Annotated in this window: 26 protein-coding genes; 18 read left to right on the top strand and 8 right to left on the bottom strand. The window is 36.5% G+C overall.

The genetic code is table 11. The features are described from left to right. The first annotated feature begins 3 nt into the window (after window positions 1-3). From HZR84_11390 to HZR84_11360, 7 genes are all read left to right on the top strand, one after another. Window positions 4-879, top strand: a complete 876-nt coding sequence (locus tag HZR84_11390) for a hypothetical protein (protein ID QNL22517.1) — start codon at window positions 4-6, stop codon at window positions 877-879. Window positions 880-1,199: 320 nt separating this feature from the next. Continuing rightward, window positions 1,200-1,544, top strand: coding sequence for a response regulator (locus HZR84_11385; protein QNL22516.1), 345 nt, complete (start codon window positions 1,200-1,202; stop codon window positions 1,542-1,544). After that, entirely contained in the window at window positions 1,541-2,878 is a 1,338-nt protein-coding gene (locus tag HZR84_11380; protein ID QNL22515.1) for a sigma-54-dependent Fis family transcriptional regulator, read from the top strand. The genes HZR84_11385 and HZR84_11380 overlap by 4 nt, the downstream gene beginning before the upstream one ends. After that, window positions 2,879-3,934, top strand: coding sequence for a PAS domain S-box protein (locus HZR84_11375; GenBank protein QNL22514.1), 1,056 nt, complete (start codon window positions 2,879-2,881; stop codon window positions 3,932-3,934). It begins immediately after the preceding gene. A 120-nt stretch (window positions 3,935-4,054) separates the two neighbouring features. Then, the gene (locus HZR84_11370; protein QNL22513.1) at window positions 4,055-4,582 is read left to right on the top strand and encodes a DNA starvation/stationary phase protection protein; all 528 of its coding nucleotides are present in this window, start codon (window positions 4,055-4,057) and stop codon (window positions 4,580-4,582) included. A 36-nt stretch (window positions 4,583-4,618) separates the two neighbouring features. After that, a complete protein-coding gene (locus tag HZR84_11365; protein QNL22512.1) occupies window positions 4,619-4,873 on the top strand; it encodes a YtxH domain-containing protein in 255 nt (84 codons plus the stop codon). A 70-nt stretch (window positions 4,874-4,943) separates the two neighbouring features. Continuing rightward, entirely contained in the window at window positions 4,944-5,378 is a 435-nt protein-coding gene (locus HZR84_11360; protein ID QNL22511.1) for a hypothetical protein, read from the top strand. Between the two features lie 47 nt (window positions 5,379-5,425). Here HZR84_11360 and HZR84_11355 read toward each other — a convergent pair whose 3' ends face one another. From HZR84_11355 to sppA, 3 genes are read right to left on the bottom strand one after another with little or no spacing between them, the layout of a single operon-like run. After that, window positions 5,426-6,241, bottom strand: coding sequence for a purine-nucleoside phosphorylase (locus tag HZR84_11355; protein ID QNL22510.1), 816 nt, complete (start codon window positions 6,239-6,241; stop codon window positions 5,426-5,428). After that, window positions 6,238-7,728 carry a hypothetical protein gene (locus HZR84_11350; GenBank protein ID QNL22509.1) on the bottom strand — a complete coding sequence of 497 codons (1,491 nt, stop codon included), beginning with the start codon at window positions 7,726-7,728 and terminating at the stop codon, window positions 6,238-6,240. Before HZR84_11350 ends, HZR84_11355 begins: the two co-directional genes overlap by 4 nt. Further along, entirely contained in the window at window positions 7,712-9,469 is a 1,758-nt protein-coding gene (sppA, locus tag HZR84_11345; protein QNL22508.1) for a signal peptide peptidase SppA, read from the bottom strand. The genes HZR84_11350 and sppA overlap by 17 nt, the downstream gene beginning before the upstream one ends. 47 nt (window positions 9,470-9,516) lie before the next feature. On the opposite strand from sppA, the gene folK reads away from it, so the two are divergent. Beyond that, window positions 9,517-10,026, top strand: coding sequence for a 2-amino-4-hydroxy-6-hydroxymethyldihydropteridine diphosphokinase (gene folK / locus HZR84_11340; protein ID QNL23249.1), 510 nt, complete (start codon window positions 9,517-9,519; stop codon window positions 10,024-10,026). Here folK and fabD read toward each other — a convergent pair. From fabD to HZR84_11325, 3 genes are read right to left on the bottom strand one after another with little or no spacing between them, the layout of a single operon-like run. Continuing rightward, a complete protein-coding gene (gene fabD, locus HZR84_11335) occupies window positions 10,023-10,898 on the bottom strand; it encodes an ACP S-malonyltransferase (GenBank protein ID QNL22507.1) in 876 nt (291 codons plus the stop codon). The two genes, folK and fabD, sit on opposite strands and share 4 nt — an antisense overlap. A 33-nt stretch (window positions 10,899-10,931) precedes the next feature. After that, window positions 10,932-11,345, bottom strand: a complete 414-nt coding sequence (locus HZR84_11330; GenBank protein QNL22506.1) for a thiol-disulfide oxidoreductase DCC family protein — start codon at window positions 11,343-11,345, stop codon at window positions 10,932-10,934. Continuing rightward, window positions 11,345-14,059: a gliding motility-associated C-terminal domain-containing protein gene (locus HZR84_11325; protein ID QNL22505.1), complete on the bottom strand. Its 2,715-nt coding sequence runs from the start codon at window positions 14,057-14,059 to the stop codon at window positions 11,345-11,347. The genes HZR84_11330 and HZR84_11325 overlap by 1 nt, the downstream gene beginning before the upstream one ends. Before the next feature lie 213 nt (window positions 14,060-14,272). Between HZR84_11325 and HZR84_11320 the strand changes: the two genes are divergently transcribed. Genes HZR84_11320 through HZR84_11295 form a run of 6 tightly spaced genes read left to right on the top strand, consistent with a single transcriptional unit; the run spans window position 14,273 to window position 19,910 of the window. Further along, window positions 14,273-14,953 carry a succinate dehydrogenase cytochrome b subunit gene (locus tag HZR84_11320; GenBank protein QNL22504.1) on the top strand — a complete coding sequence of 227 codons (681 nt, stop codon included), beginning with the start codon at window positions 14,273-14,275 and terminating at the stop codon, window positions 14,951-14,953. A 6-nt stretch (window positions 14,954-14,959) separates the two neighbouring features. Continuing rightward, window positions 14,960-16,873: a fumarate reductase/succinate dehydrogenase flavoprotein subunit gene (locus HZR84_11315; GenBank protein ID QNL22503.1), complete on the top strand. Its 1,914-nt coding sequence runs from the start codon at window positions 14,960-14,962 to the stop codon at window positions 16,871-16,873. 13 nt (window positions 16,874-16,886) lie between these two features. Beyond that, a complete protein-coding gene (locus HZR84_11310) occupies window positions 16,887-17,645 on the top strand; it encodes a succinate dehydrogenase/fumarate reductase iron-sulfur subunit (protein QNL22502.1) in 759 nt (252 codons plus the stop codon). A 57-nt stretch (window positions 17,646-17,702) separates the two neighbouring features. Next, complete coding sequence (locus HZR84_11305) at window positions 17,703-17,954, top strand: hypothetical protein (protein QNL22501.1); 252 nt, start codon at window positions 17,703-17,705, stop codon at window positions 17,952-17,954. Further along, window positions 17,954-19,048: a glycosyl transferase gene (locus HZR84_11300; protein QNL22500.1), complete on the top strand. Its 1,095-nt coding sequence runs from the start codon at window positions 17,954-17,956 to the stop codon at window positions 19,046-19,048. Before HZR84_11305 ends, HZR84_11300 begins: the two co-directional genes overlap by 1 nt. Further along, complete coding sequence (locus HZR84_11295) at window positions 19,041-19,910, top strand: diacylglycerol kinase family lipid kinase (GenBank protein QNL22499.1); 870 nt, start codon at window positions 19,041-19,043, stop codon at window positions 19,908-19,910. The genes HZR84_11300 and HZR84_11295 overlap by 8 nt, the downstream gene beginning before the upstream one ends. Here HZR84_11295 and HZR84_11290 read toward each other — a convergent pair. Beyond that, window positions 19,907-21,037, bottom strand: a complete 1,131-nt coding sequence (locus tag HZR84_11290; protein QNL22498.1) for an MFS transporter — start codon at window positions 21,035-21,037, stop codon at window positions 19,907-19,909. The two genes, HZR84_11295 and HZR84_11290, sit on opposite strands and share 4 nt — an antisense overlap. A 163-nt stretch (window positions 21,038-21,200) precedes the next feature. Between HZR84_11290 and HZR84_11285 the strand changes: the two genes are divergently transcribed. Beyond that, entirely contained in the window at window positions 21,201-21,593 is a 393-nt protein-coding gene (locus HZR84_11285; GenBank protein QNL22497.1) for a rhodanese-like domain-containing protein, read from the top strand. Here HZR84_11285 and HZR84_11280 read toward each other — a convergent pair. Beyond that, on the bottom strand, window positions 21,590-23,701 hold the full coding sequence (locus tag HZR84_11280; GenBank protein QNL22496.1) for a carboxy terminal-processing peptidase: 2,112 nt from the start codon (window positions 23,699-23,701) through the stop codon (window positions 21,590-21,592). The genes HZR84_11285 and HZR84_11280 overlap by 4 nt on opposite strands. Window positions 23,702-23,868: 167 nt before the next feature. Here HZR84_11280 and HZR84_11275 point away from each other — a divergent pair, with 167 nt between their 5' ends. From HZR84_11275 to HZR84_11265, 3 genes are all read left to right on the top strand, one after another. After that, complete coding sequence (locus HZR84_11275) at window positions 23,869-24,210, top strand: hypothetical protein (GenBank protein ID QNL22495.1); 342 nt, start codon at window positions 23,869-23,871, stop codon at window positions 24,208-24,210. A gap of 288 nt (window positions 24,211-24,498) precedes the next feature. After that, a complete protein-coding gene (locus HZR84_11270) occupies window positions 24,499-26,004 on the top strand; it encodes a hypothetical protein (protein ID QNL23248.1) in 1,506 nt (501 codons plus the stop codon). A 262-nt stretch (window positions 26,005-26,266) separates the two neighbouring features. Then, window positions 26,267-26,635 (top strand): hypothetical protein, encoded by a 369-nt coding sequence (locus HZR84_11265; GenBank protein ID QNL22494.1) that lies wholly within the window; start codon window positions 26,267-26,269, stop codon window positions 26,633-26,635. The last annotated feature ends 165 nt before the right edge of the window (window positions 26,636-26,800 follow it).

Raw genomic sequence — 26,800 nt, 5'->3', positions numbered from 1 at the left:
ATTATGAATCAGAAAGTAATTATTCCAATATTACTTGCAATAGGAATTGGCTTGGGTGTTTTTTTGTATTTCAATTATAGTTCTAAAGTTGAGGAACAAATAAAAATTGAAAAAGAGAGGCTCTCAGAAGAAAAAGAGCGCAAAGAAAATTTAGAATTAAAAATTGATAAACTTCAAGAAGATATTGCAAGCTCTAAGTCTCAAATTGAAATCTTAAACAACAAAATCGAGGAATTAAATTCTACAACAGAAGAATTGGAAGCTTCAAAAAAGAAAATCCAATCAAGCCTCAATACTTATTCTTACTTATTGAAAAAGGAAAAGGAAAAAATTGCCGATTCTAAAAATCAAATTGTTTCGCTTATCAATAAGCAACTCGCAGGATTACTGGATCACAGAATAAGAAAAATTTCGATTTTTAATGATGATTCAAGCTTTGCCTACTATACAGGAAGAAGAAACTATATAACGCTAGATTCAAAAAACAATTTGAAATTGGAGCGCACTATCCATTTTACCAGTACAGGACAATACTTACAGGCAATTTATCAAGACAAGGATAATGGAAATAATAGATTTCTAATCAACAATTACAATGTGCCAATTGCCAATCTCGATTTTGAGTCATCTGTGATTACGGATTTATCAAACAAGGAAAAAATGGCATTTGAAAAAGATGTAAGAGAAGAAACTTATGTTAATCTTGAAATCCCTATAAGAAAATCATCCGCTCAAATTGATTTTATGAAGGGCATAGAATACGAAAGCGAACGATTTGATAAAAAATCCAAGGTAAAAAGCATAGAATTCTACACGACATCAAAAGAACAGGCAGAAGAAGTTCTAACACTTTTAAAAATTCTCGATTCTTTAGTTTAAATGTATTTCAGGTCAGCAGAAAGCCTTCATAGAGAATAATCCCTTCCTAAGCATAAAGGAATAATCCAAGGATCAACAATACAAATGTCAGTGCGAAAAGACGTATTAAGTTAAAATTCATCATTTGTCAATTGGTGAATTTTGAAGATGTGAATTAAATTAAGATTAAAACATCAACTTATATGTGCTAAATTATATATGCAAGGTTTTCGGTGATTTCGAATCAATTTAGTTTTTGATAACTTGAAAAAGATTTCAATTTTTTATTTTATGCGGTTTATGAATAACAAGAATAAGTTATAAGAAACTCAGTAATCATATTGGACGACGAAAAAGACATCAGGGATATGCTTAGCCTATTCATGAATAAATTCGGATTCGATGTGAAGGCTTTTGAAACAGTGGCAGAAGCCGGTAAAGCCATTGATCAAAACCATTTCCAACTCGCACTGGTTGATTTGAATTTACAGGATGGCTCTGGTTTTGAAATAATAAATAAAATAAACGAACAATCAGGCAATTGTGATGTAGTAATAATTACGGCCTATGACAGTGAGGATGAAAGAATGAAAGCTGAGCGTTTATCCGTTAAACACTTTCTTTCAAAACCTTTCAACAGAAGTATTTTACAAGAAAAATTAGAACAAATGGGCTATGAGGTATGAATAAAATACTAATAATAGATGATGATCGCGATACTTTATCCTTACTGAAAGGCTTTTTTAGTAAAAAAGGTTATGAGGTTTCGATTGCTGCAAACGGTAAAAAAGGACTTGATCTTGTAAGAAATAATTCCTTCTCGGTCATCCTATGTGATTTTAGGTTGCCCGATACGGATGGTCTTGAAATGATTCAAAAAATAAAGATTTTGGATGATAAGGTCAAGATTATCATCATCACCGGCTATTCTGAAACCAAGATGGCTGTTGAAGCACTAAAACTCGGAGCTATAGAATATGTAACCAAACCACTTCAACCAGATGAAATTCTGCAAATTGTAAAAGATGCATCCAAAGATTTTAATTCCAAGAACAGCGCCTCCTCAGTAGATCAGGAATATGTGATCGGAGAAAGTCGACATGCTCAAAATATATATCAGCAAATTGAATTGATTGCCCCCACTGATATGTCTGTTATAATAAGTGGAGAAACCGGGACGGGAAAGGAATATGTGGCAAAGGCGATTCACACCAATAGCAGAAGGAAAGACAAGCCCTTTGTAGCCGTGGATTGTGGTGCCCTGCCCGAGGAATTAGCAGGAAGCGAACTTTTTGGACATGTCAAGGGTGCCTTTACAGGAGCTCTCAAATCCAAAAAAGGATGTTTTGAACTAGCCAATTCAGGTACTCTTTTTCTCGATGAAGTGGGAAATTTAAGCTATGAAAACCAGGTAAAGCTTCTTAGAGTAATTCAGGAAGGGAAAGTGAGAAAAATTGGCGATGAGAAAGAAATCAATGTCAATGTTCGAATCCTCGTAGCTACGAACGAACATCTTGAAGCCAAAATTGATAAGGGCGAGTTCAGGTTGGATTTATATCATCGAATCAATGAATTTAAAATTGAACTTCATCCTTTGCGTGAAAGACATGAGGATATTGAAAAATTTTCGCAAATATTTCTTGCCAATGCATCGAAGTCTCTTATGAAGAATGTTGATTCATTTTCAAAAGAAGCATTCAAACTTATGAAATCTTATCCCTGGGAAGGAAACCTGCGTGAATTACAGAATGCAATAAAAAAGGCGGTCTTGTTTTGTAAGGGAAATGAAATTATTGTAGAAGATTTGCCCGGAGAAATAAAACTGCATTCAAAAAAATCAATACAAGAGGAAGAAGAAATAATTGGTTATAATCTTAAAGAAAATGTAGCTCGTACCGAAGCCAAAACAATCAACAGGGCATTGCAAGCATCCAATGATAACAAAAGCGAAGCCGCAAAACTTTTGGGAATTGACCGTAAAACTCTATATAATAAAATGAAATCGCTAGACCTTATCTAAATGAAAAGACCAAAAAAATCAGATAAGGAATTTGAATACATCCGGCGTAAATACGATCAATTGTGGTCGGAATCCAGGGATATGATTTTCATATGCAATAGTGAATATCAAATTGTGGATATGAATCCCTCTTTCAGACAAAATTTTGGGTTTAGGAAAAATGCGGATATTTCTCTCAAAGATATTTTTCATAGAGAAGAGGACTTTTTAAGATTCAATCAGCAAGTCTATTTAAAAGAAAACATCGAGTTATTTGAAGTTGAATTAAAGACTAGAAAAAAATCAGTTCTTCCCTGCCTTCTCAGTTTTTTTGAATCGATTGCAATAGAAGGAATTGATACTTTCATGGGAATAATAAAAGACATCAGCACAAGGAAAAAAGCGGAGCGTCAAATACTAATGACTGAAAAATTAGCAGTCACAGGTAAAATAGCAAGAAATATTGCTCACGAAGTAAGAAACCCTCTAACAAATCTAAATTTAGCATTGGATCAATTAAAAGATGAAATTTCCGACAATACAGAAGCCAATGTTTACACAGAAATAATAGCCCGAAACGCCACGCGAATTGAAACCTTAATTGGCAATCTTTTAAATTCTTCTAAACAACGACAGTATAATTTTAGCGATGAAAATTTAAATGCGATTCTCAGAGAGTCATTGAAAGAATGCAATGACCGCTTGGTACTCAAAAATATAAAACTGGTGGACAAGATCTCTAAAAAAGAATTTATCAAAGCTGTCGATAAAGAGGCTCTTAAGGTTGCTTTCTTAAATCTGTTTATTAACGCTATCGAAGCTATGAAATCAAATCGTGGAGTTTTGGAAGTAAAGTCCAGTCTTGTCAATGAAAATTTTCTGATAGAAATATCGGATAATGGCACAGGTATGGATGAAGAAACGCTTAATCATATTTTTGAACCATTTTTTAGTCGAAAGCAAAAAGGAAATGGACTTGGTCTTACAAATGTTCAAAACATTATTCACGGCCATGGTGGACAAATTGAAGTGCAAAGCCAGCCGGACAAGGGAAGTAAATTTGAAATTCTTTTTTAATGGGTAAATATTTCTACAATCTTTGTAGAAAATAATCTCTTAAATCCATTTATTCTTCTTTTACATTCTATTTTACTAAGGGCACACTTTTGGCATATATAAATGCAAACAATAAGAATTATGAAAGAAGTAACCTTAACATCAAAAAAAGAAAACGATTCAAATTCAAAAAAAGCGTTTAGAAAGTTGGGTTATACCAAATTGGAAACTGCGGAGTTGGTAGAATCCCTGAATCAATTATTAGCAAATTTCAGTGTTCATTATCAAAAGCTGAGGAATTTTCATTGGAATGTGAAGGGACCCGATTTCTTTGACATTCACGAACAATTCGAAATTCAATATGAAGATGCCAAAAGCGCGATCGATGAAATTGCCGAAAGAATCAGAGTTTTTGGTCAAACACCAATGAGTACAATGCGCGAATATTTAGACCATTCTGAAATTAAAGAAGCCAGTACGGATTTAACTGCCATGGAGATGGTAAAGGAAATTATAAGAGACTATCGTGTGTTATTAGAGTACATGTTTACAGTTGTTGAAAACGCAATTGAATATGGCGATAGCGGTACTGAGGACATGGTCAAAAACTTCATAAAAGTGACTGAAAAAAATCACTGGATGATGAGCGCATTTTCTCAGGAAAACTAATAGAAAATAAATTTTAACCCTTAAAACAAAAATATCATGAAAAATTTAGGAATATTCTTAACAGGTGCAATTACAGGAGCTGCTATTGGAGTATTATTGGCACCGAATTCTGGTGAAAAAACAAGAAAATTGATAGCAAAAGAATTTGACAGCACCATGCACGATTGGGAAAAAACTCTAGCCAAGACCTCCAAGGAAATGAAAGCTGAATACAACAAGAAACTGGAGGATCTCACCAAACACGGAAAAGAGTGGGTGAACGAAGCAAAAGAGGCCGTCAAATTGAATTAATTATTTCAACTAATATGATAAGGCCGGTAATCCATCGGCCTTTTTTTTGTAACAACTAAACATAATTACTATGAAAACTTTGAAAAACATATTTACATATTCGCTTATTCTTACATTTTTCTTAGCCTGTGAACCTCAGAAAGATAACAACGAGTCCAAGGCTGAGGAAATCGCAGAGGAAGTAAGTACCGAGTTCCAAATTCGAAAAGACAAAGTGCAGGCGGATTTACTGATACTTAAAGACAAGGTAACAGATAGGTTGGAAAATACAACCGAAGATATTGAAGAGCTTGCCGAAGAAGGGATGGAAACAGGTTCTGAAAAAGGTGAAGAACTTAAATCAGAATTAAAAGAGTTAGAATTGGAAATCGAAGCAACTTCTGAATCTTTGGAAAATTCTACTGAAGAAAATATCGAGGAATTAGAAACAAAAGTAGATGCGCTAAAAAACAAGATTGAAGCTATGTTAAATGATGATCAGGATTCAAATGATCCCGAAGAGTAAGATTAAGATCTTGTAAATTATTAAAAGACCGATTATTCGGTCTTTTTTTATGCCTCACTTATTAATTCTTTCAAAATCAAAGTCATGAATGGTTCAGCTTTTGCAGCAGCAGCCAATACCTTTTCAATAGTGACCTTTTCAATCATACCTGGCACACCCATATCGGTGATAACTGAGATAGCAAAAACAGGTACTCCCATTTGATGTGCAACTATTACCTCTGGAATTGTAGACATCCCTACAGCATCTGCTCCGATTATTCTGATGTAGCGATATTCCGCCGGAGTTTCTAAAGTTGGACCCTGAACTGCAGCATATATTCCCTCATGCACATTAATTTCAAAATCAGTTGATATTTGAAGCGCTCGTTGTATTAATTTTTTATCGTAAACATTACTCAAATCGGGAAACCGAACACCTAACTCATCAATATTTGGACCTCGCAATGGGTTTTCCGGCAATAAATTGATGTGATCATTTAAGATCATAAGATCGCTTACCTGATAATCGGGATTTAGTCCCCCGGAGGCATTACTTACGAAGAGTGTTTTAATTCCAAGCATTTTCATCACTCTTACGGGAAGCACAATTTGTTGCATTGAGTAGCCCTCGTAATAGTGAAACCTTCCTTGCATTACGACCACCCTCTTACCAGACAAATAACCAAAAATTAATTTTCCTGTATGACTCTCTACCGTAGAAACAGGAAAATGAGGGATTTCTTTATAATTGATTTCCAACTCCTTTATGATTTCCTTAGCGAGTGCACCGAGGCCTGTTCCCAGAATAATTCCGAATTCCGGCTTGAAATCAATTTTCTTCTGTATATAATCTAAAGATTCCTTTATTTCTTTAAGCGTCATTTCTTAATAATTATGAGCCTTGATTCATTTTCTGAATAATAAACCACTAAAGCATCCCCATTTTTTTCTTGCAAGGTAGATAACACTGAATTGTCGGAGGTCATGGCTACTTTTTGCCAGGTGTTGTATACATAATCCATTTCCATTTCATAGGTTTTATCATCGTATTCCATAAAAAATGAAATTGCTTCATTTTTAGGTGAAACTGGAAATAAAGTTGACACTCTTGGAAATTTCATATCCATTTCTTTCTTTTTGTAAATGTAATTTGACCATCTCAATTCATCGTTCCTGTCAAATGAAAAAATCAATGCCGAACCGCTAATGGTTTTGGCTTTATGATTGGACCATTCTAGTTCAGAGTCAAAACGCAGATCCTTAAAAACATAACCGGACCGTCTTAATTCAAAGGCCTCGAATACTATTAACAATTCTTCATCATTGTATGATTCTACATGTGTTAAGGTAAAATTACTTCGGTCTCTTACATCAAACTTCCCAAGCTTAAAAAGACTGTCTGTAGCCGCTTTATATTCATATGGAAGTGCTTCAAAATGGACCCGATCAATTTCATTTAGGTTAAAGTCAAATACAGCATAAAGGCAGCCATAGAAAGAATTTTCAATTTCTGCTTTTCCTGCAACCACTACCCTTCCTTTGCTTAATTCAAGAATTTTCAGATCATCCCTTTGACTGTTTTCAGCAGTAAGTCGAAGCAGTGAATAATCATCTGAGTGCATTGAAAATTGAATTACCTGTATATCTCCATCGAATGATTGATTTAAATGATAAACTTCACCCGCGTTGCCAATGGTATAATCAAAAAGATATATCAACTCATCGAGCTTTATATTTCGGGAGTCAAGTTCTTTTAAATTCCTATCATATATTTTGTAATCATGAATGAGTTGTTCATTTGAATAATCAAATAATGAAATAATCCTAAATTGGCGATTTTGTGATGTTTTAAATTCAAAGCGATAAGGAAATGGCACTTCCGCATTCAACGACCTTAAAGAGGCAAGTTCCAGCTCTGCATCGGCCACCTTTTTTGCTTTTTTCCGATTCCCGGTAATTTCACCTGCGCGAGTGGACCAAAGTAATTCTCTTGACTTATTGTTTCCATTTTCCGTATCCAGTTTTGTTACATATAATTCACTCTTTCCGGCGCTGCGATCAAATTTTGTCGAATAGATATAAATTTTGCCTTCCGTGATCTCCCATGAAAATATATTTTCATTTTCAACGGTATTTATAGAGCCGGACCATATTAAATCGTTCCCTAAATTTTTTCTTTGGATAAACCAGACCCCGTTATTAATTGGCAATAAAATAATAACATCTTCATTGAGAGGTATCACCGAATTAAAGCCTATTGGGACCAGAGAAGGTTCGAATTGCTCTGATCTTAGCTGTGCATTAATGCTGTTTGGCAATGCACTCAATAGAACAGTTAAAAGGATTACATTCCTAATAAATAATTTCAAATCCGTAGGGTAATCGGGCAATAATACCATCCTTATTTTCAAGGTCTTTAATAGTATTAATGGCTTTTGTAAATCTATCGGGTTCTCCAAAAAAGTAAGTCATCAATTCTTCCTTTTCCGATCCTTTCATGAATTTCTCGAAAAAACTTTCTTTGGGTGGATAGTATCTTAGCTTGTAGTCTTCGAGGTTTGCTAATTCAGCGGCGACTTCAACCGCTCTTTCCAGGCCACCCAATTCATCAACTAACTTTCTCTCCATGGCCTGCTTGCCCGTCCAGATCCTGCCGCCAGCAATACTCTTTACTTCTTCAATGTCCATTTTTCTAAAGAATGCTACTTTAGTAATAAAATCTTCATATACATCATCAACGGATTCCTGAATAATAGCGCGTTCGGTTTCCGTCATTTCATGGGTACCACTACCGATATCAGCAAATTCTCCTGTTTTTATTCTATCGAAAGTAATTCCTAGCTTATTTTCCATAAACTTTTCAATATTCAGAATTACGCCAATCACTCCAATAGAACCTGTAATGGTATTTGGTTGGGCTATTATTTTGTCACAGCCCATAGAAATCCAATAACCTCCGCTGGCCGCAACATCCGACATAGACGCAACAACGGGTTTCTCTTCCTTTGTTAAGGCAATTTCGCGAGCCATGATCTCGGAAGCCACTGCACTACCACCGGGAGAGTTCACTCTGACCACTACGGCTTTAACTCTTTCATTCTCTCTCAGTTTTCGCATTTGTTCGGCAAAGGTATCTGAACCAAGTACGTCTTCATCGCTTTCACCACTATTGATTTCTCCTTCAGCTACTAAAACAGCAATTCTATTTTTACTAGTATTCTCTGATTCTATATTGACATTTTTGTATTTACTATAACTCACCAATTCAATTTTATCATCCTTAGATACACCGATAGCCGTTTTGAGTATATCGATCGATTCATCTTTATTCGCAAGCATATCTACCATATTGCTGGCTAAAACATCATCAGAGGTTCTTAATTTGTGGGTGTTGACGATATTTAACAAAGTAGTGTCGTCGATGCCTCTTCCTCTTGCCACATCATTAATAAAATCTGCGTAAATTTCATCGATTAAAAATCTGAGCTGTTCTTCATTTTCTTCTGAGAAATCTTTTCTTACAAGTGACTCCGCAGCGCTTTTATAATCTCCTACTTTTATTATTTCTGCCTTTATATCCAATTTCTCAAGCGTTCCACCTAAAAACATCATTTCCAGATTGAAGCCATTAAACTCGACAAGCCCCATAGGATGCAAAAGAATGGTATCAGCCACAGTGGATAAGGCATAGGCTGCCTCACTGTAATATTCGCTATAAGCAATTATTGGCTTTCCACTCTCCTTAAATTTTTCTAATTCTTTTCGAATTTCAGTAGCAATGGCAAAACCACCCCCGAAATTGCTTGAATTTAAATAAATGGCCTTGATTCTTTCATCAAGCGACGCATTTCTGATACACTCTTTAATTTCTTTTAAACCCAAAGTAAACTCTGCACCGGGTATTTCGAATCCAAATTCTTCAAAAGGATTATCGGGTTCCTTTTCACTAATCGGACTACCGAGATTTAATTCTAATACTGAAGTATCTTTAATTTTTACTTCTTCTTTTTGAGAGGCCGCCGCACCTATTCCCATAAAAATAAAAATGCTTATGATCAGAAATAGAAATAATCCCAGAATAGTGGCTAGAGTGTACTTTAAAAAATTCATGTTATTTATATTTTTTACTCAATTTTAGGACAAATTTATACTAATTGATTACAAAATCACCAGAAGAATACGAAGCATTTAAAGCTTTTCTGCTCATCGGCACAAATGTTGGACAAAGGGATAAAAATCTTGAATTAGCTTCAAACCTAATTCAACAAAATGAATGCGACATTACTATAAAATCTTCAATTTACGAATCAGCGGCATGGGGCATAGAAAATCAAAACAGTTTTTATAATCAGGTTTTAAAAATTGAAACGCATTTAGGACCCTGGGAATTGTTGGAAACCGTACTCAGTATTGAAAAGAAAATGGGTAGGATAAGAACCGAAAAATGGACAGAACGCATCATCGATATTGATATATTGTACTTTGAGGAATTAATTGCCAACTCATTTGATCTTGTAATCCCACATCCGGGAATACCTGAAAGAAAATTTACCTTAATTCCGTTGGTAGAAATCGCTTCCGATAAATTACATCCGAAACTCCATTTGACCCAAAGTCAATTGCTCGAACAATGCAAAGATGATCTTTGGGTAAAAAAGATCGCTTAAGCAATCGATGAAACCTCAGCTTCTCTGTGGATTTTTTTCACCAGACCCTGTAAAACTTTGCCCGGACCACATTCAATAAATTCATTGGCACCATCTGAAACCATGGCATTAACACTTTGTGTCCATTTTACCGGTGCGGTTAATTGATCTACCAGATTTTTCCTGATTTCGGATATATCCTTAGATGGTTTTGCAGTTGCATTTTGATAAACCGGACAAATAGGGCTTAAAAATTCTGTAGTTTCAATAGCTTCAGCCAATTCCTGACGCGCCGGCTCCATCAATGGTGAATGAAATGCACCTCCTACCGGTAATATTAAAGCTCTTCTCGCCCCTGCTTCATTCAATTTTTCACAAGCTTTCTCAACTCCATTAAAAGAACCGCTAATCACCAGCTGTCCGGGGCAATTGTAGTTTGCAGGAACAACAATATCAGAAATTTCAGAACATATTTTTTCCACTATTTCATCATCTAATCCAATTATTGCCGCCATTGTGGAAGGCTCGGCTTCACAGGCTTTTTGCATGGCCATTGCTCGCTTCGAAACTAATTTTAATGCGTTTTCAAATGAAAGTGTTTTATTGGCTACCAATGCAGAAAATTCTCCCAAAGAATGGCCTGCCACCATATCAGGAACAAAATCAGAAGCCAACTGAGCACTGATTATCGAGTGTAAAAAGATTGCGGGTTGTGTGACTTTGGTTTGCTTAAGATCATCGGCACTACCATTGAACATAATATCTGATAGACTAAATCCTAAGATCTCATCAGCGGATTTGAACATTTCTTTCGCTTTGTCGCTGGAATCAAAAAAATCCTTGCCCATACCCGGAAATTGTGACCCTTGACCCGGAAAAATATATGCTTTCATAATAGCTTTTTGAGCAAAAATATAATTTTAGCTTTAAGCAGCCTCAGTGTTTAAAAACTTTGATCTCAAATCTGGGCTTGGAATTCGGCATTCCTCCTGTCTGCCAAACCATTTATAGCGATTTGCGGCTATAATATCATAAAAAAAATCTCTCAAAACTTTGGGTATGATTAAGAAAAATGAAATTATAGGCCATAACCCGGTCAATTCCTTTGATATATGTAATGCGGCTGTGGATTTATGCAACAATTTACCCTTTTTAATAAGGACAATACTGTCCAGGTATTCTTTATCCATTCCAATTTTTCTTAGCTCTTCCTGTCCTTCCGCTGACTGTAAGGCTGCAAATCTGAATTTATCTTTTTTATCCCTGTCAATAATAAAGTTAACACTGCTATTGCAGAGATTGCAAACACCATCAAATAATATGATATACTTTTCAGACATTATCTAGCTAACCAAATCCAACCCTTGAAAGTTTTTTTGGAATCTTCAGGATTCAGACGGAAAAAGTCTACGTCTGCCTTGTAAAAATAATAACCGGCCGGAACTTCATTTCCACTTTGATCCAACCCATCCCAATTGATCATAGGATCATCATTTATAATTCTTAGCGGCCTTCCCCACCGATTGTAAACTTCAAATTCTATGCTTTTAACAAATCGCGGTTCAGGACATGGGATAAATGTATTGTTCCACTCGTCATTGTTGGGAGTGAATACATTTGGCAATTCAAAATAGATACAATTATCTCTGCAAACTTCATTGCTAAATGCACTTTCATTGTCAAATGAATCTACAGCCGTAACAACATAGCATCCCGATAAATCTCCTTCAATTCCATGTTCAAAGATTAGCGTGTCATATAAAACACTACTTAATAGTTGATATTCGCCATCAGAACTAGCTTTATAATAAATTCTGTATTCTGCGATATCCCGATCGCAACCTTCAGAAAAATCGGGCGTCCATTTCAGTAAATTGCTATTGGGTATATCAGCTAATACACTCGAACATTCCTTATCGGCCAACAATGAATCACAATCAGGGACTTCCAAACTGAGAATTGGAGGACAAGGCGGGACGGAATCCTGGGGAATATCGCAAGAGATCTGAGAGCGATTGCTAAATACCTGCGAATAAACATCATTATAATAGCTGCCTCTTGTCTCAACAAAATAACAATACTCCTCGCCGTCGATCAGAGGAATACCATTGGCTTGGCCCTGATCCAAATAGGAATAATTGTTTCCATCTGCAAAAATACTATCAAGCAATTCGTAAACACCGCTGATATTATTCCTCTTATAAATTAAATGATATTGGCCGTTATTTGACCAGGGAACATCAGCACTCCAATCCAATTGAACTCTTTGTCCGCCGGGTGTACTTGTCAATAAAACAGAACTTGCACTCACAGAGTCCTGAAAAATATTTCCATTGCTTGTGAAATGTAGAATTGCTTTATTCTGAAAACCTTCGGTATCAGCTCCATTCCATACAAAACTTGTATCCATTAAGTCGTTGCCGGAGAACAATAAATTACTTTGACTATTACCAAACAAATCGTACCGGTAAGGAGGAGGATTAATAACAGAGTCAAGCTCCAGAGGCCTTGTCCATTTGACATTAATTCTGCCATTGCTTGCCGTTAATTCAATGTCCACATTGGTGATTAAAGGAATGTCAATGGGAAGCGCATTGCATTTTTCATTTGAAGGTCTGCTCAATGCGCCATCAGGATACTCCGCTACAAGTACATAGCAATATTTTGGGCCTTTTTCCAATCCTGCTCCATTATTATCATCGAGAAATTCCAGTGTGTTAATCGATACCTTTCCTATTTCTACAAAACCTGAAGGTGCTCCTGTAAAACAGGAATCCAATTGGAAAGGAAAATCGCCTTTTCGGCGAAAAATCTTCATGCTTACAGCATTTGAACAGAAATATGGCGACCAACGTATTCTTATATTTTCATTTTCCAGAATTGCTGTGTCGAGCTGAGGTGCAGGGCCGATCACAGTAATATTCGTCTCGGCAAAATCGGTCAGCTGTTCCCGGATTGGGCGTGCATCATCAACTCTGAAAACAACTCTGTAAGGTTTTTTACGAACATGAACGCATCTTGTATCCCATTGAAAATTTATTGCCCCGGGACTACTCACGGAATCGTCCGGATCGGGTGAAAATGTAGCCGGGGATTGAGCAACTTCAAAGGGTTCGCCACTGGCAGACAAATAAATAAAATCGGGTGGCGTGTTTTGATCTTCAGCAACTGCTACTAGTCGCAAGGTAGTTCCTGCTACAACACATGTATCGGCAGGAGCTGTAATCAAAGGCCGTAAATTGTCAAAATCCCTAACAATTATTTGCATATCTCTGGTTACCACACTTCTTCTCAGGTATTCACCGGTAAAAGGATTTTGCTTCCATTCAACAATATTGAAGGCAATATTAAAACAGCCCAATAAATTTGGGGCATCCCATACTAAAACCCCGGTTGCAGGGTCAAGATCAATAAATGCCTGCGCAGAACCATCTTCGGTTAATCCACCTGCCACAACATCAGGATCGCGGTAATTAAGGACATTTGTACCGGGAGATAATTTTGGAATGGTCCATTCATAAGATACACTATCGTTCACATCGGGATCAAAGCCTCCGTTGTCAAATACCCATCGCTGGCCAAAATCCGCATTAACTACAGGAATTTGAGTAAATCTTGGCGTAGAATTTATCCCTACAGCGGCATCCAAAATTATTTCAGTTGAAACATGAAAAGGAGTATTAACAGAGTTATCAAAATTAATTATACAGGCATTTCGATTCTCCTCTGTTGCTGAAACTACAAATCTCGCACCTATTGCGCTATTGAAGGTATGATTGACCACATAGGTGTTTTCAGCCGTTCCATTGCCTAAATCAAAAAATGAAGATCTTGGAACATTGACTCCGGGAGTACCGTCTCCAAAATCAAAATCCACTGCTTCTGATTGAACATCAGATGAAAGGTCGGTGAATAAAATTAAAGTAAATTGCCAGCTTAATGGGCTATTGTTAATGTTTTCGGCAATAATTTCACCGGCGCGTATGTGCGAAGCTAATATTTCCGAAATTGGAATAATTGCGAACAGGAAAGGTAAAGCTATATTACGTAGCAATAATTTCATTTAATCTGCCTCCTCATATATCAAAAACAAAGCCAAAACTAATGTGTTCAATATTCTAAACGATGTTTCTTATATGCTTTTTTACAATTGAAACGAAACTTTAAGATTTTTTATTTAGAACGTTTCAAAATTAAGGCAAAGTTTTGCGCATATTTGATGCTGAATTAGATTTGATCAATAAATTAAAGTTAAATATCGCAACAAATGAGCTGGATTCTTAATTTATTTCTCAGCACTTTAGGAAGAAAACTAATAGTAGCACTTACAGGGCTATTTTTAATCCTTTTTCTCGCTGTCCACGTTTCAGGAAATTTTACACTTTTAAAAGGAGACGGCGGAGAAGCTTTTAATGCTTATTCCGAATTTATGTCGGCCAATCCTCTGATTCAAACTGTGGCCTGGCTTACTAAAATATTTATTGTTTTACATGTAGTTCAGACCATATTACTGACCATTTACAACCGAAAGGCCAGACCTGAAAAATACGCTTTTTCAAAACCCGGAGAAACGAGTACCTGGTCCTCAAGAAATATGATGTTTTTAGGATCAATAATTCTGATATTTCTAATACTTCACTTGAAAACATTTTGGTATGAATTTCATTATGGTAATGTACCTATGACTTCATACGATACTGAAATTCCCGATTATTATGCAGTAGTAGCGGCTGCATTCTCACAGTTGTGGTACGTGCTAATTTATCTTGTGGCTCTGATCGGTTTAAGTTTTCATTTGTGGCATGGATTCCAAAGCAGTTTTCAAACTTTGGGTTTAAACCATCCAAGGTATAATCCATTGATTCATGGATTTGGAGCCTTATTCGCCATATTGGTACCGTTGGGATTCGCAACTCAACCTATTTACTTGTATTTAATTCAAATGTAAAATAACATGTCATTAGATTCTAAAATACCTGAAGGGCCATTGGCCGAAAAGTGGAACAGACACAAGTTTAATATCAAACTTGTTAATCCCGCCAATAAGAGGAAGTACGATGTGATTGTGGTTGGAACCGGCCTGGCAGGAGCTTCAGCTGCTGCTACTTTAGCGGAATTAGGCTACAATGTTAAAGCATTTTGTTTTCAAGACAGTCCTCGACGTGCACATAGTATTGCTGCCCAGGGAGGAATTAATGCGGCTAAAAATTATCAAAATGACGGAGATAGTGTTTACCGTCTTTTCTACGATACCATTAAAGGAGGTGACTATCGTTCTCGTGAAGCCAATGTTTACAGACTTGCAGAAGTGAGTGTGGATATCATCGATCAATGTGTGGCTCAAGGTGTACCATTTGCCAGGGAATATGGAGGCTACCTCACCAACCGTTCTTTTGGTGGGGCTCAGGTTTCAAGAACCTTTTACGCTAGAGGGCAAACGGGTCAGCAATTATTGCTGGGCGCCTATTCTCAAATGTCCAGACAAATTTCTACAGGAAAGATTCAAATGTTCCCAAGAACAGAAATGCTGGATGTAGTGGTGGTTGACGGCAAAGCACGCGGTATAGTTGTACGAAATTTAATTACCGGAAAGATTGAATCACATTCTGCACATGCTGTATTGCTATGCACAGGAGGCTATGGTAATGTATTTTATTTATCAACAAATGCCATGGGTTCAAATGCTACGGCAGCCTGGAGAGCATATAAAAAAGGAGCAAACTTTGCTAACCCTTGTTTTACACAGATTCACCCTACCTGTATTCCGGTAACAGGAACGCATCAATCAAAACTGACGCTAATGTCTGAATCTCTGAGAAATGACGGTCGGGTTTGGGTTCCTAAAAAAGAAGGAGATAAACGACCTCCTAATGAAATCCCAGAAAATGAAAGAGATTATTACCTGGAAAGAAAGTACCCTTCCTTTGGAAATCTTGTGCCGAGAGATGTGGCTTCCCGTAATGCTAAAATGGTATGTGATGAAGGAAGGGGTGTCAATGAAAGCGGTCTTGCTGTTTATCTTGATTTCAGAGATGCAATAAAAAGAGATGGCGAAGATGTGATTCGTGCAAAGTATGGTAACTTATTCCAGATGTATGAAAAAATCACCGACGAAAATCCCTACAAGGTTCCAATGAAAATATATCCTGCCGTGCATTATACCATGGGGGGACTTTGGGTAGATTATAATTTAAGCACAAGCATTCCCGGACTATACGCACTCGGCGAAGCTAATTTCTCCGATCATGGTGCGAACAGGTTAGGAGCATCAGCACTTATGCAGGGCTTGGCTGATGGCTATTTTGTAATTCCTTATACTGTAGGTGATTACCTGGCGACTTTACCTTATGAAAAAGTAGATATAGATCATCCTGAATTCAAAAAAGCAGAAGAGGATGTGAAAAATAAGATCAAAACTTTACTGTCAATCAATGGTAAAAAGACAGTAGACGAAATCCACAGAGAGCTTGGAAAAATAATGTGGGATTATTGTGGAATGTCAAGAACTAAAGAAGGTCTTGAAAAAGCCTTAAATATGGTTCAGGAACTACGAAAAGAATTCTGGCAAAATGTAAAAGTCATTGGAAGCAACGAAGAGCTGAATATGACACTCGAAAAAGCCAATCGCGTTGCCGATTTCCTAGAACTCGGAGAATTGATGATTCGCGATGCGCATGATAGAAACGAGTCCTGCGGTGGACACTTCAGGGAAGAATATCAAACACCAGAAGGAGAAGCTTTGAGAGATGATGAAAATTTCTCATATGTGTCTGCCTGGAAATATGCCGGTGATGACAAGGACCCGGTTCTTGAAAAAGAAAATTTGAAATTTGAAAATGTGAAGTTGACTCAGAGGAGTTATAAATAGAAAAACATCAAAGATGAAATTAAAACTTAAAATCTGGAGACAGAAAAACGCCGATAGTAAAGGAAAGATGGTGGATTATGATATTGACAATATCTCACCAGATATGTCTTTTCTTGAGATGATCGATGAATTGAACGAGGACCTTTTAAGAAAAGGTGAAGATCCTGTGACATTTGATCATGACTGTCGCGAAGGAATATGTGGCATGTGCAGCATGTATATTAATGGTCGTCCTCATGGCCCGGGCGATCTTGTAACTACCTGTCAATTGCACATGAGAAGTTTTAAAGATGGAGACACCATATATATCGAACCATGGAGGGCAAAAGCCTTTCCGGTAATTAAAGATTTAACAGTTGACAGAAGTGCTTTTGACCGCGTCATTCAAGCCGGTGGATTTATTTCGGCAAATACAGGTAGTGCTCCTGATGCCAACGAGATTCCTATTCCAAAAGATATTGCAGATGAGGCATTTGATGCTGCTACTTGCATAGGATGTGGGGCATGTGTAGCCGCTTGTAAAAACGCATCAGCCATGTTATTTGTATCAGCGAAAGTCTCGCAAATGGCAATGTTGCCACAGGGTAAAGTCGAGAAAAAAGAGCGGGTACAAAATATGATCGCTCAAATGGATGCTGAAGGATTTGGTGCTTGTACTAATACAGGCGCTTGTTCTGCAGAATGTCCCAAGGGTATCGATTTAAAAAACATCGCCCGAATGAACAGGGAATATTTCGGAGCATCCCTCTCTTCTCAAAAAATAAAAGCTTAATGCAAGTTTAACACTAAAAACAAAGCCGCTTAAAGCGGCTTTGTTTATTTTAGACCTGTGAAGTCCAATCTCAATTTGGAAAAATTACATTTAAAAGACCTGATAAAAGGTCTTTGCATTAATCCCAGCCCTTTTAAGTTAATCCATACCTTTAGTGAAGACGCTTCAGTTCTGGAAGCAATTGAAGCATTTGAAAATTCAAATCTCAAAAGAAAAGTCATTGGTGTAAAAACCAATAAAGGTGAAGTATTTCATCTGGGAGAAAATGAAATGAAAGGAATTTTGAAAAAGCTTGAAGATCAAGTCTGATGAAAAAAAGAGTGCTTTTTGCAATTCAAGGAGAAGGCAGAGGGCATATGACTCAATCACTGGCCCTAAAAGAAATTCTTAACAATGGTAAATTTGAACTGGTTGGAGCAATCATAGGCAAAAGTTCAAGAAGAAAAATACCCAACTTTGTTCGTGATGGACTGGAAGTCGAAATATTTGAAATTCGCAGTCCCAATTTTATTACGGATGCTCAAAACAAAGGTCTGGACATAAGGCGATCAATAACATTCAATCTAAGCCTTTTGCCAAAGTTTTATGGCAGTCTCAAAGAAATTGATTTAATCATAAAAAGATACCGACCGGATATTGTCATTAATTTTTATGAACCTCTCATTGGACTTTATAACAGGTTCTTTAATCCAACATTCAAAACTATTTGTATTGCACATCAATATTTGACATTACACTCGGGATTTAAAATGCCAAATGGCTTTCGCCTGGAAAGGAAATCACTTCAATTCTTCTCCGCATTAACTTCTTACAAAAGTTCGGCGAAACTTGGCCTTTCATTTTATGAAATGGAAGATGATAGAAAAAATAATGTATTTGTTATTCCTCCATTACTAAGACCTGAAATAAAAAGTTTAGAAGTGCGCCATGGAGATTATATTCTGGTCTACTTGTTGAACAAAGGTTATAAATCTAGTATAGAGGAATGGCATGCAAAAAATAAAAGCATAGCGATTCATTGTTTTAGCGATGATCCTGATGTCGAGGAAGAATTAATATTTGATGAAACCCTGACCTATCACCAACTCAATGGTGAAAAATTTTTAAATATGATGTCTGGGTGTATGGCATTGGTTAGTACAGCAGGTTTTGAATCGGTATGCGAAGCCATGTTTCTAAATAAACCTGTATTAATGGTTCCTGTTGAAGGGCATTATGAGCAATTCGTTAATTCAAGAGATGCGTACAAAGCCGGAGCAGGTGTTTATTCTGATCACTTCGATATAGATAAATTAATGGATTACCTAAAGGATGGAGCCAGGTCAATGAATATTTTTAAGAATTGGGCCAATCAGGCTGATTCTAAAATTTTAAGATTGATCAATAGAGTTATCAATGAATAATTTCAAACATATATTATTTCTGATCAATCCGGTTTCAGGTTCTGCAAAGTCAAATTGTATTGAAATTCTAGAACAAATTAAACCTAAAGATTATCATTTCGAATACTTGGTTTGGAAAGAAGCCAATGAAAAAGACCAACTGATAAGAGATATTAATTTATCGGAAGCTGAAGTATTGGTTGCAGTTGGTGGAGACGGAACAATTAATTTTTTGGCAGAATTAGTGTTGAGAAAAGATAAGGTATTAGGAATTATTCCTTCAGGTTCGGGTAATGGATTGGCCAGGCATTTAAAAATTCCTCTTGATAAAAAAAAGGCCATTAAAAGACTTTTAATTTCTGAGGTTAAACAAATAGATGTCGCTTCAGTAAATGGCAATTATTTTTTATGCACTGCTGGTGTTGGGTTCGATGCATTAATTGGTAAAGAATTTGCAAAAAGAGATTCAACAGGGTTCTGGGGCTATGTTAAGAAGGTAATTAATCGTGTATTTAATTATACTCCGGAAATATACCGACTTAAATTTGGCCATTCAGTAATTGAAAAAGAAGCTTATATGATCACATTTGCAAATGCATCTCAATATGGGAATAATGCTTTTATTGCTCCTCAGGCAAGTGTGAAAGATGGAAAATTAAATATTTGTATAATGAAGCCTTTTCCATTGATAATGGCTTTACCAATCGCATTCAGATTGTTTACCAAAAGTTTAGATAAATCGAAATATCTTGAAACGCTAACTCTTTCAGAAATCAGTATAGATAGAAATCCCGGACCCGTACATCTTGATGGTGACCCCTACGAAATGAACGGTTCATTAAATATTAAAATACTGCCCAAAAAAATAAAAGTGATTTATTAATCAGCAACTTTTAGCTTTCTTCCAAAATAAAGGGCTATCAAACTAAAAAAGACTGCAAAATAGCCTACATAGTCATAATTGAGCAATTCACCGTTTTCAGATTCAATAATAATCAAACCGGCGATGAGGCTGGCCGTTCCCGAAGTCATTTGAAGAACAGCAGTTCTCAAACTCATAAAACTACCCCTCTTTCTGGGAAGTACTACAGAAGTAACCATGGTAGTGGCAGGAATCATTCTTCCCGAAACAATGACAAAAAATGAGGATGTAACCAGCAATGCGAGGAATATAGAAACCGGAGGTAAATGTGTAGTAAAAAGGATGGGTATAATTGCCAGAACACCAAATGTTGTAAACACATTTATTTTGCCATATCTATCTGCCAGTTTACCGATCAATGGAGATGAAAAGAAGGTCAAACCCCCTCCTATCAGGTAGATATAAGATAATTGTATCTCTGTAAATCCAACATTCTTAACCATATATGGACTGATAAAAGGAATTACAGAAAACTGCCCCATAATGAGACAAATTGTAAATAATAAGGCATTGATTACATTTTTGTCCTTAGCGAAATCAAGAATAATAGTTAGTGGCCCTTTTCTTTCGCTTTTCTCTTCTAAATGATCCCGCATTACAGGCATTATCCTGAACAAAAGTATCCATATTAATACTCCGGCGATACCGAGGAATATAAATGGGCTATGCCAATTGAATATGCTCGCCAGGTAAAGACCAAAAGGAACACCAAACACAGAGGCGGCGGAGAATGCTGCCATGACGGTTCCTATGGCTGCTCCTCTTCTTTCATGTGGAATCGCATCTCCGACAATGGATAAGACCAGAGCTCCCAAAATCCCGCCAAAGGCACCGGTGAGCGAGCGACACATTAGCAAAATCAAATAATTCGGTGAAAATGCACAGGCCATAGTTCCGATTATGAAGCCTGCATAAATGAATAATATGGCTGACCTGCGATCAAATCGATCGAGAAAAAAAGTAGCCACAAATCCAATAATACCTGCACTAAAGGTGTAAGCGGAAACCAGTAAGGAAAATTCTCCCGGAGAAATTCCAAAAATTCGCATAAGTTGAGGCCCTAATGGCATCATTATCATGAAGTCCATAATATGGGTGAACTGTGAAGACGCAAGAATGAGTAAGAGAATTCTCTCTTTGGAGAAAAAATTTTTCAGGATGACCTCAATTTAGATGGCAAAGGAATAAAATTTTACAGGATAAGAACTCAAAAAATACCAACTATGTTTGTAGATCAAACTAAATATCAAAATGAAGCATCTAACATTTATTACAATCCTAGTAATAGTAAATAGCTTTTCCTGCCAGGTCAATGGCCAGAATATTAAAGTACTTGACCCAAAACAATATGAAGCAAGTATTTCTGAAATTGAAAATGTTCAACTTGTCGATATCAGAACGCCAAAAGAATATAATCAGGGTCACATTTTGGGTTCAGAGAATATAAATTTCTACGATTCGGATTTTGAAACAAGAATGCTACAACTCGATAAATCTAAACCGGTAATGCTGTATTGCGCATCCGGAGGAAGAAGCGCTAATGCTTCGGATAAATTAAGCAAACTGGGATTCACCCAGATTATAGATTTAAAGGGAGGAATTAGAGCCTGGACAGCCGCAGGAAAAACCATTGCCAAAGATTAATTGACACTGTTTATATCACCAATCACATTAACAGCTTCATTGACGTAATAGTCCTTTTTAAGATTATTAAACCATTTTTCTCTTTTTGCACTGAAAACAGAGTCCTGTTCCATCAATAATTTATCCTCTTCTATTGGGAGTATTTGAAGTGTTTTTATTTTCGATTTAGTTTTTTCAATCGATTTATTCTCTTCTTTTCTCTTTTCTTGAAATGCACGATATTTATCAAAGTTCAGGGAAATTAGTGTCTCTTCTCTTTGTTTTTTGAGTCTTAAGGCATTTTCGTGGATTATTTTAAAAACAGTACTTGTATCGATCCTTGAATTGCTTTTTTGTTTAGCAAGACTCAATTTATCCATAAACGCTTCGGGAAATGCTGTTTCATAATCGGACTGAGGAATTTCATCCCAGGCCAAAGCAAAATCCTGTTCCTTTTCACCCAGGTCAATTTTTTCATAAGTATCCGGTAGAATTATGTCAGGCCTTACCCCTCTTAATTGTGTAGACCGACCATCAATTCTATAAAATTTCTGAAAGGTCATTTTTATAGACCCCAATGACGGAAAGTCATCTGATTCATCTTTATTTCTCAAAACATTTACATAGCGGTCGAGATCAACAAAACTTTGAACGGTTCCTTTGCCGAAAGTCGATTCGCTTCCAATTACAATACCTCTGTGATAATCCTGCATTGCAGCTGCCAGAATTTCAGAGGCAGATGCACTAAAAAAGTTGGTCATTATTACCAATGGCCCATCATAAACTACCTCAGGATCTGTATCTCTCAATATATATGGGGGCCGGTTTCTGGCTTTAACCTGAACAATAGGTCCGCTTTCAATAAATAGTCCTGCAATCTTAACAACGTCCTGTAATGAGCCACCACCATTATTTCTCAGGTCAATGATTATTCCTGATACGTTTTCTTTTTTTAGTTTTTCTATTTCTGCCTTAACATCTCCCGAAGAAGTTCGGCCATCTTCGCTATTAAAATTTGCATAGAATTTTGGCAAATAAACATAGCCTACCCCATTTTCCACCTGAGGATTTTTTAATACGCTTGAGCGAGCATAGGTTTGTTCAAGTTCAACAACATCTCGAATAATCGGAATAATTTTTATGACTCCGTCTTTTTTCTTGACCGTAAGACGAACCTCAGTGCCTTTAGGCCCGCGTATATATTTTACAGCATGATCCACCCTCATTCCTACCACATCGATTAATTCATCACCCGAGCCAACTTCCAGGATCAAATCACCGGCCTCTAATTCGCCTTGTTTCCAGCTTGCGCTGCCCGGAATAATTTCAGTGATTTCTATGTAATCGTCTTTTTGCATAAGGCGTGCTCCAATTCCTTCAAATCGCCCGGACATTTCGATGTCAAAATCCTCCTTATCTTTTGGCGGGAAATACCCGGTATGTGGATCATAAACATTGGCCAGCGTATTTATATATAATGAAATCCAATCCTCCCGCTCTTGCTTAGCCAGGCGATCAAACCATTTTTCCGTGTTGTCCAAAACCTTTTTTCTGGCCTTTTCTTCCAATTCAGCAAAGCTTTTCTGTTCTTCTTTGACTTTATCTTCGTTACTTGTGAAAGTGGAATTAAGACGAATGAGTGTTTCGTATTTCATACTGTAAAACCATCTTTCCTTTAATTCTTTTTTGGTTTTAGCATAGGAGCGTTTGTCTGAGTCGGTCTCAAAATTTTCATTCTGGGAATAATCAAAAGGCTTTTTTAATGCTACTTCATAATAACTTTTTGCCTCATCAATTCTTTTATTCAACAGTTCTATGGAAAGGTCGAGAAATTTGTATTCCGAAGATTTGATTTCATCATCAATGTCCGTTCTGAATGATTTCAGCTTGTCTATATCCTCCTCTAGAAAAAATCTTTTACTATAATCTAACCTTTTGAGGTATAAGTCGAAAACGTCTTCTGAATAGTTGTCATTAACATCTCTGGGTTGGTAGTGGTTAGCATTTAAACTATTGTAAACTAATTTAAGGAGTATCTGATCTTTTTGATCAGTGAATTCGGGCTTGCCTGAGTTAAACAAGACCAGGATTGAAAGAAATAATAAAGTTATTAGAGCTTTATTCTTCATAAGGAGTTGGTGTAATTCCAAAGATAAATTCCGAAATAAGAACGATTATTGTTTTTAATCTTGCAATTGATAACCTGAGCTAATTTCAGTCAGTTCATAATATTACGAATATCTTGTATATTGAGATGTAAAAATGCAGATTTATCAGCTCCTCAAAAAATAAGATTATGAAATCAGCTTTAAGACCTTATGTTTTATTTTTGCTATTCGCTTTAATTCTGTCAACAAGTCTTGACAGTTATGGGCAAAAATCTCAGAAAGATTTTGAAATCCTCGTCGTTGAAGTAATTTTTTCATTTGATGGTGGAATGGATGTTTCCGGTATTTATTTAAGTTACCCCAATGGCAAGTCAGAAATCATTTCATTAAACGGATTGGTGGGTAAAGAAAGCATAGAAAAAAATGGTGCGATAATCACGAAAAAATTTAATCAGTTGTACTCCGAAGGATGGATACTTGAAAATTCCTGCGGTGGTGACAACAGCAAAAGATATCTATTCAAAAAATAGTCTCTTTTATTCCAGATCAAAAAAAATGGATAAAAAAATATCCTGCCAAATCCGATAAATAAAATATAAAAGTTCAAATCCAGATAATCGTTAAAAAACAATTTTACTGTTTTGCGTCCAGCCCTAAAATTTAGTTTACCCTTTTATATCATAATCTTTTATTTATTATTAACAGTCATGTCTGCTCGTTCAATTGCAGCAACTAATAGTAAACAGGGAAAAGTTGATATTGAATCCAAGTCATTAAGCGATCTTTTTATAGAATGGCGGAAATTTGAAACACCACCAATGTACAAGGGTGCGCCCGACTATAGAAAAGAGACCTTTGAAAAAAGACGGCCCGATTTCGAACGTATTCAAAAAACTTTGCTTCAAATAGACACCAGCAATTGGACTGTAGCACAAAAGGTTGATTGGTATATTATTTGGGCAGAAATGAACGGTTATGATTTCAATCAAGGCATTTTAAAACCCTGGGAAAGAGATCCATCATTTTACAGATCGGTTTATCACTACAGAAGTGATGTTCCGGCCCATGAAGGACCAACGCACCATCGCACCTGCGAAGTTTGGAATTATAAGTTCCCTTTGGATTCACTGGACAGATTACAGTTGATAAGTGATCTAAAAGTAATACCGCCTTTAAACGAGCAGGCCCAATTAAATCTTACAGGAAACGCCAAAGAGCTATGGCTCGCCGGAATAAGGCATATTGAAGGCCAAAGAAAAAATCTTGAAAGGATTATTGATTATCCCGGTATAGCTGAGGATCAAGAAATATTAGAGCATATTGAAATTGCCGCAATATCTTCAGATAAATTTTGCAATTGGTTAAAAATACAGGCAAAATTTAAAACCGGTCCATCTGGCATCGGTAAAGAAAATTATACCTGGTATCAGCAAAATGTTCACCTGATACCTATGACCTGGGAAGATGAAGTGTTGCTATTAAAAAGAGAACTGGCAAGGGCATGGTCATCCTTAAAACTGGAGGAACATCGCAATAGAAATCTCGCAGTTCAACAGGATGCCAACTCTCAATTGGCATTTGATACCCTCACCGAAAAGGCAGCAAAAAGCATTATGGACTTCCTTAAAAATCAGGATATTGTTACAGTTAAAGAGTATTGGGAACCTGCTTTGCGCAAACATTTGGGATCATTTGTTCCCAGAGAAGAGCGCCATTTCTTTCACATTGGCCTGCACATCGATCCAAGGCCATTGTATTCCCATTTCTACCATTGGTTTGAATTGGCCCGAATGGATAATGAACCACATGAAAATATCATTCGAAAAAATGCGCTGCTCTACAATATTTTTGATTCGAGAAATGAAGGTACGGCAACGGCTGTTGAAGAGATGTTTATGCAAGCCGGACTTTATGAAGATAATCCCAGGAGCCGTGAAATAGTGTATATCATGATCGCGCAAAGAGCCGCCAGAGGATTAGGTTCTCTTTATGCTCATGCCAACATTATGACCATGAAAGAAGCAGGTAAAATTCATTCGGAATACACGCCTCGGGGCTGGGTAAGAACCGATGAAAATTTATTGATTTTTGAGCAGCATTTGTACATGAGGCAACCGGGGTATGGCACCAGCTATATCACTGGTAAATATCTTCTAGAGGCAGCTATGGCCGATTATGCAAAAATGAAAGAAGAGCAATCTGAACAGTTTGAATTAAAAGAATTCATGGATGAATTGAATTCAATGGGATGTATACCAATTGCACTTGGACATTGGGAAATGGCTGGAAAAAATCATCATCTTGTTGACATACTTTCAAAATAAGAAGAGGTTTTTTGTTTTTTTCTAGCCTCCGGTGTACAATATCTTACTACAAATTTAAGTCAATCTGAAAGTTGTATTCACTACAGCAGACTTAATGACATTTATATTTCCGACTTGCATTATTCCCTGTTATTATTGACACACTTTGATTTAAATCATTTTCACACTTGACCCTTCTCATAACAGTCTCTTATCAATTTAAATAGTTTGGATGTTCACGAGGATGAAATTCCTTAGAATTTTCAATTAAAAGAGATAAATAATGATCGATCAAAAAGTAAAAAGCGCATGGGATCAGGCCAATGAATTGTTTGATTCCGCAAATGAGCATTTATGCAAGCCGGAAGAAGATGTAGTAACTTATGTTGTTTGCCATACACTCTATAAAGCCTCAATACTGTATTTAAAAAGTTATCTTCTTCATAAAAGAGTAGAAATTGAAGAGAACGCAAATCTAGCCTCTGTTCTTGCAAAATGCAGGGAAACCGATTCAAGATTTAATGATCTCAAGCTGGAGCCTCAATTCAATGCCAATGTGACGGATGAAGTCTGGATGAGTTTAGATAAAGTAAATGAATTTGTCGACTTGACTCAACAGACAAAAGATTTGGTGATGAAGGTATACAAATGAACCAAGATAACATCCAACTGGCCATTTTGAAGGGACATTTCTATTCTGTTTTGATCGATCAATCAAAGAAAGATAAGCTTTTCCAAAGTCAAACCGCAATAAAAAAATTTAATAATTACCTAAATCATGGGAAGTAAAAAAACATTTAAATACCCGGGCAATAGA

The sequence above is a fragment of the Hyphobacterium sp. CCMP332 genome (genome assembly GCA_014323545.1).
Lineage (GTDB): Bacteria > Bacteroidota > Bacteroidia > Cytophagales > CCMP332 > CCMP332.
This window is presented reverse-complemented; position numbering and strand designations above follow the sequence as displayed.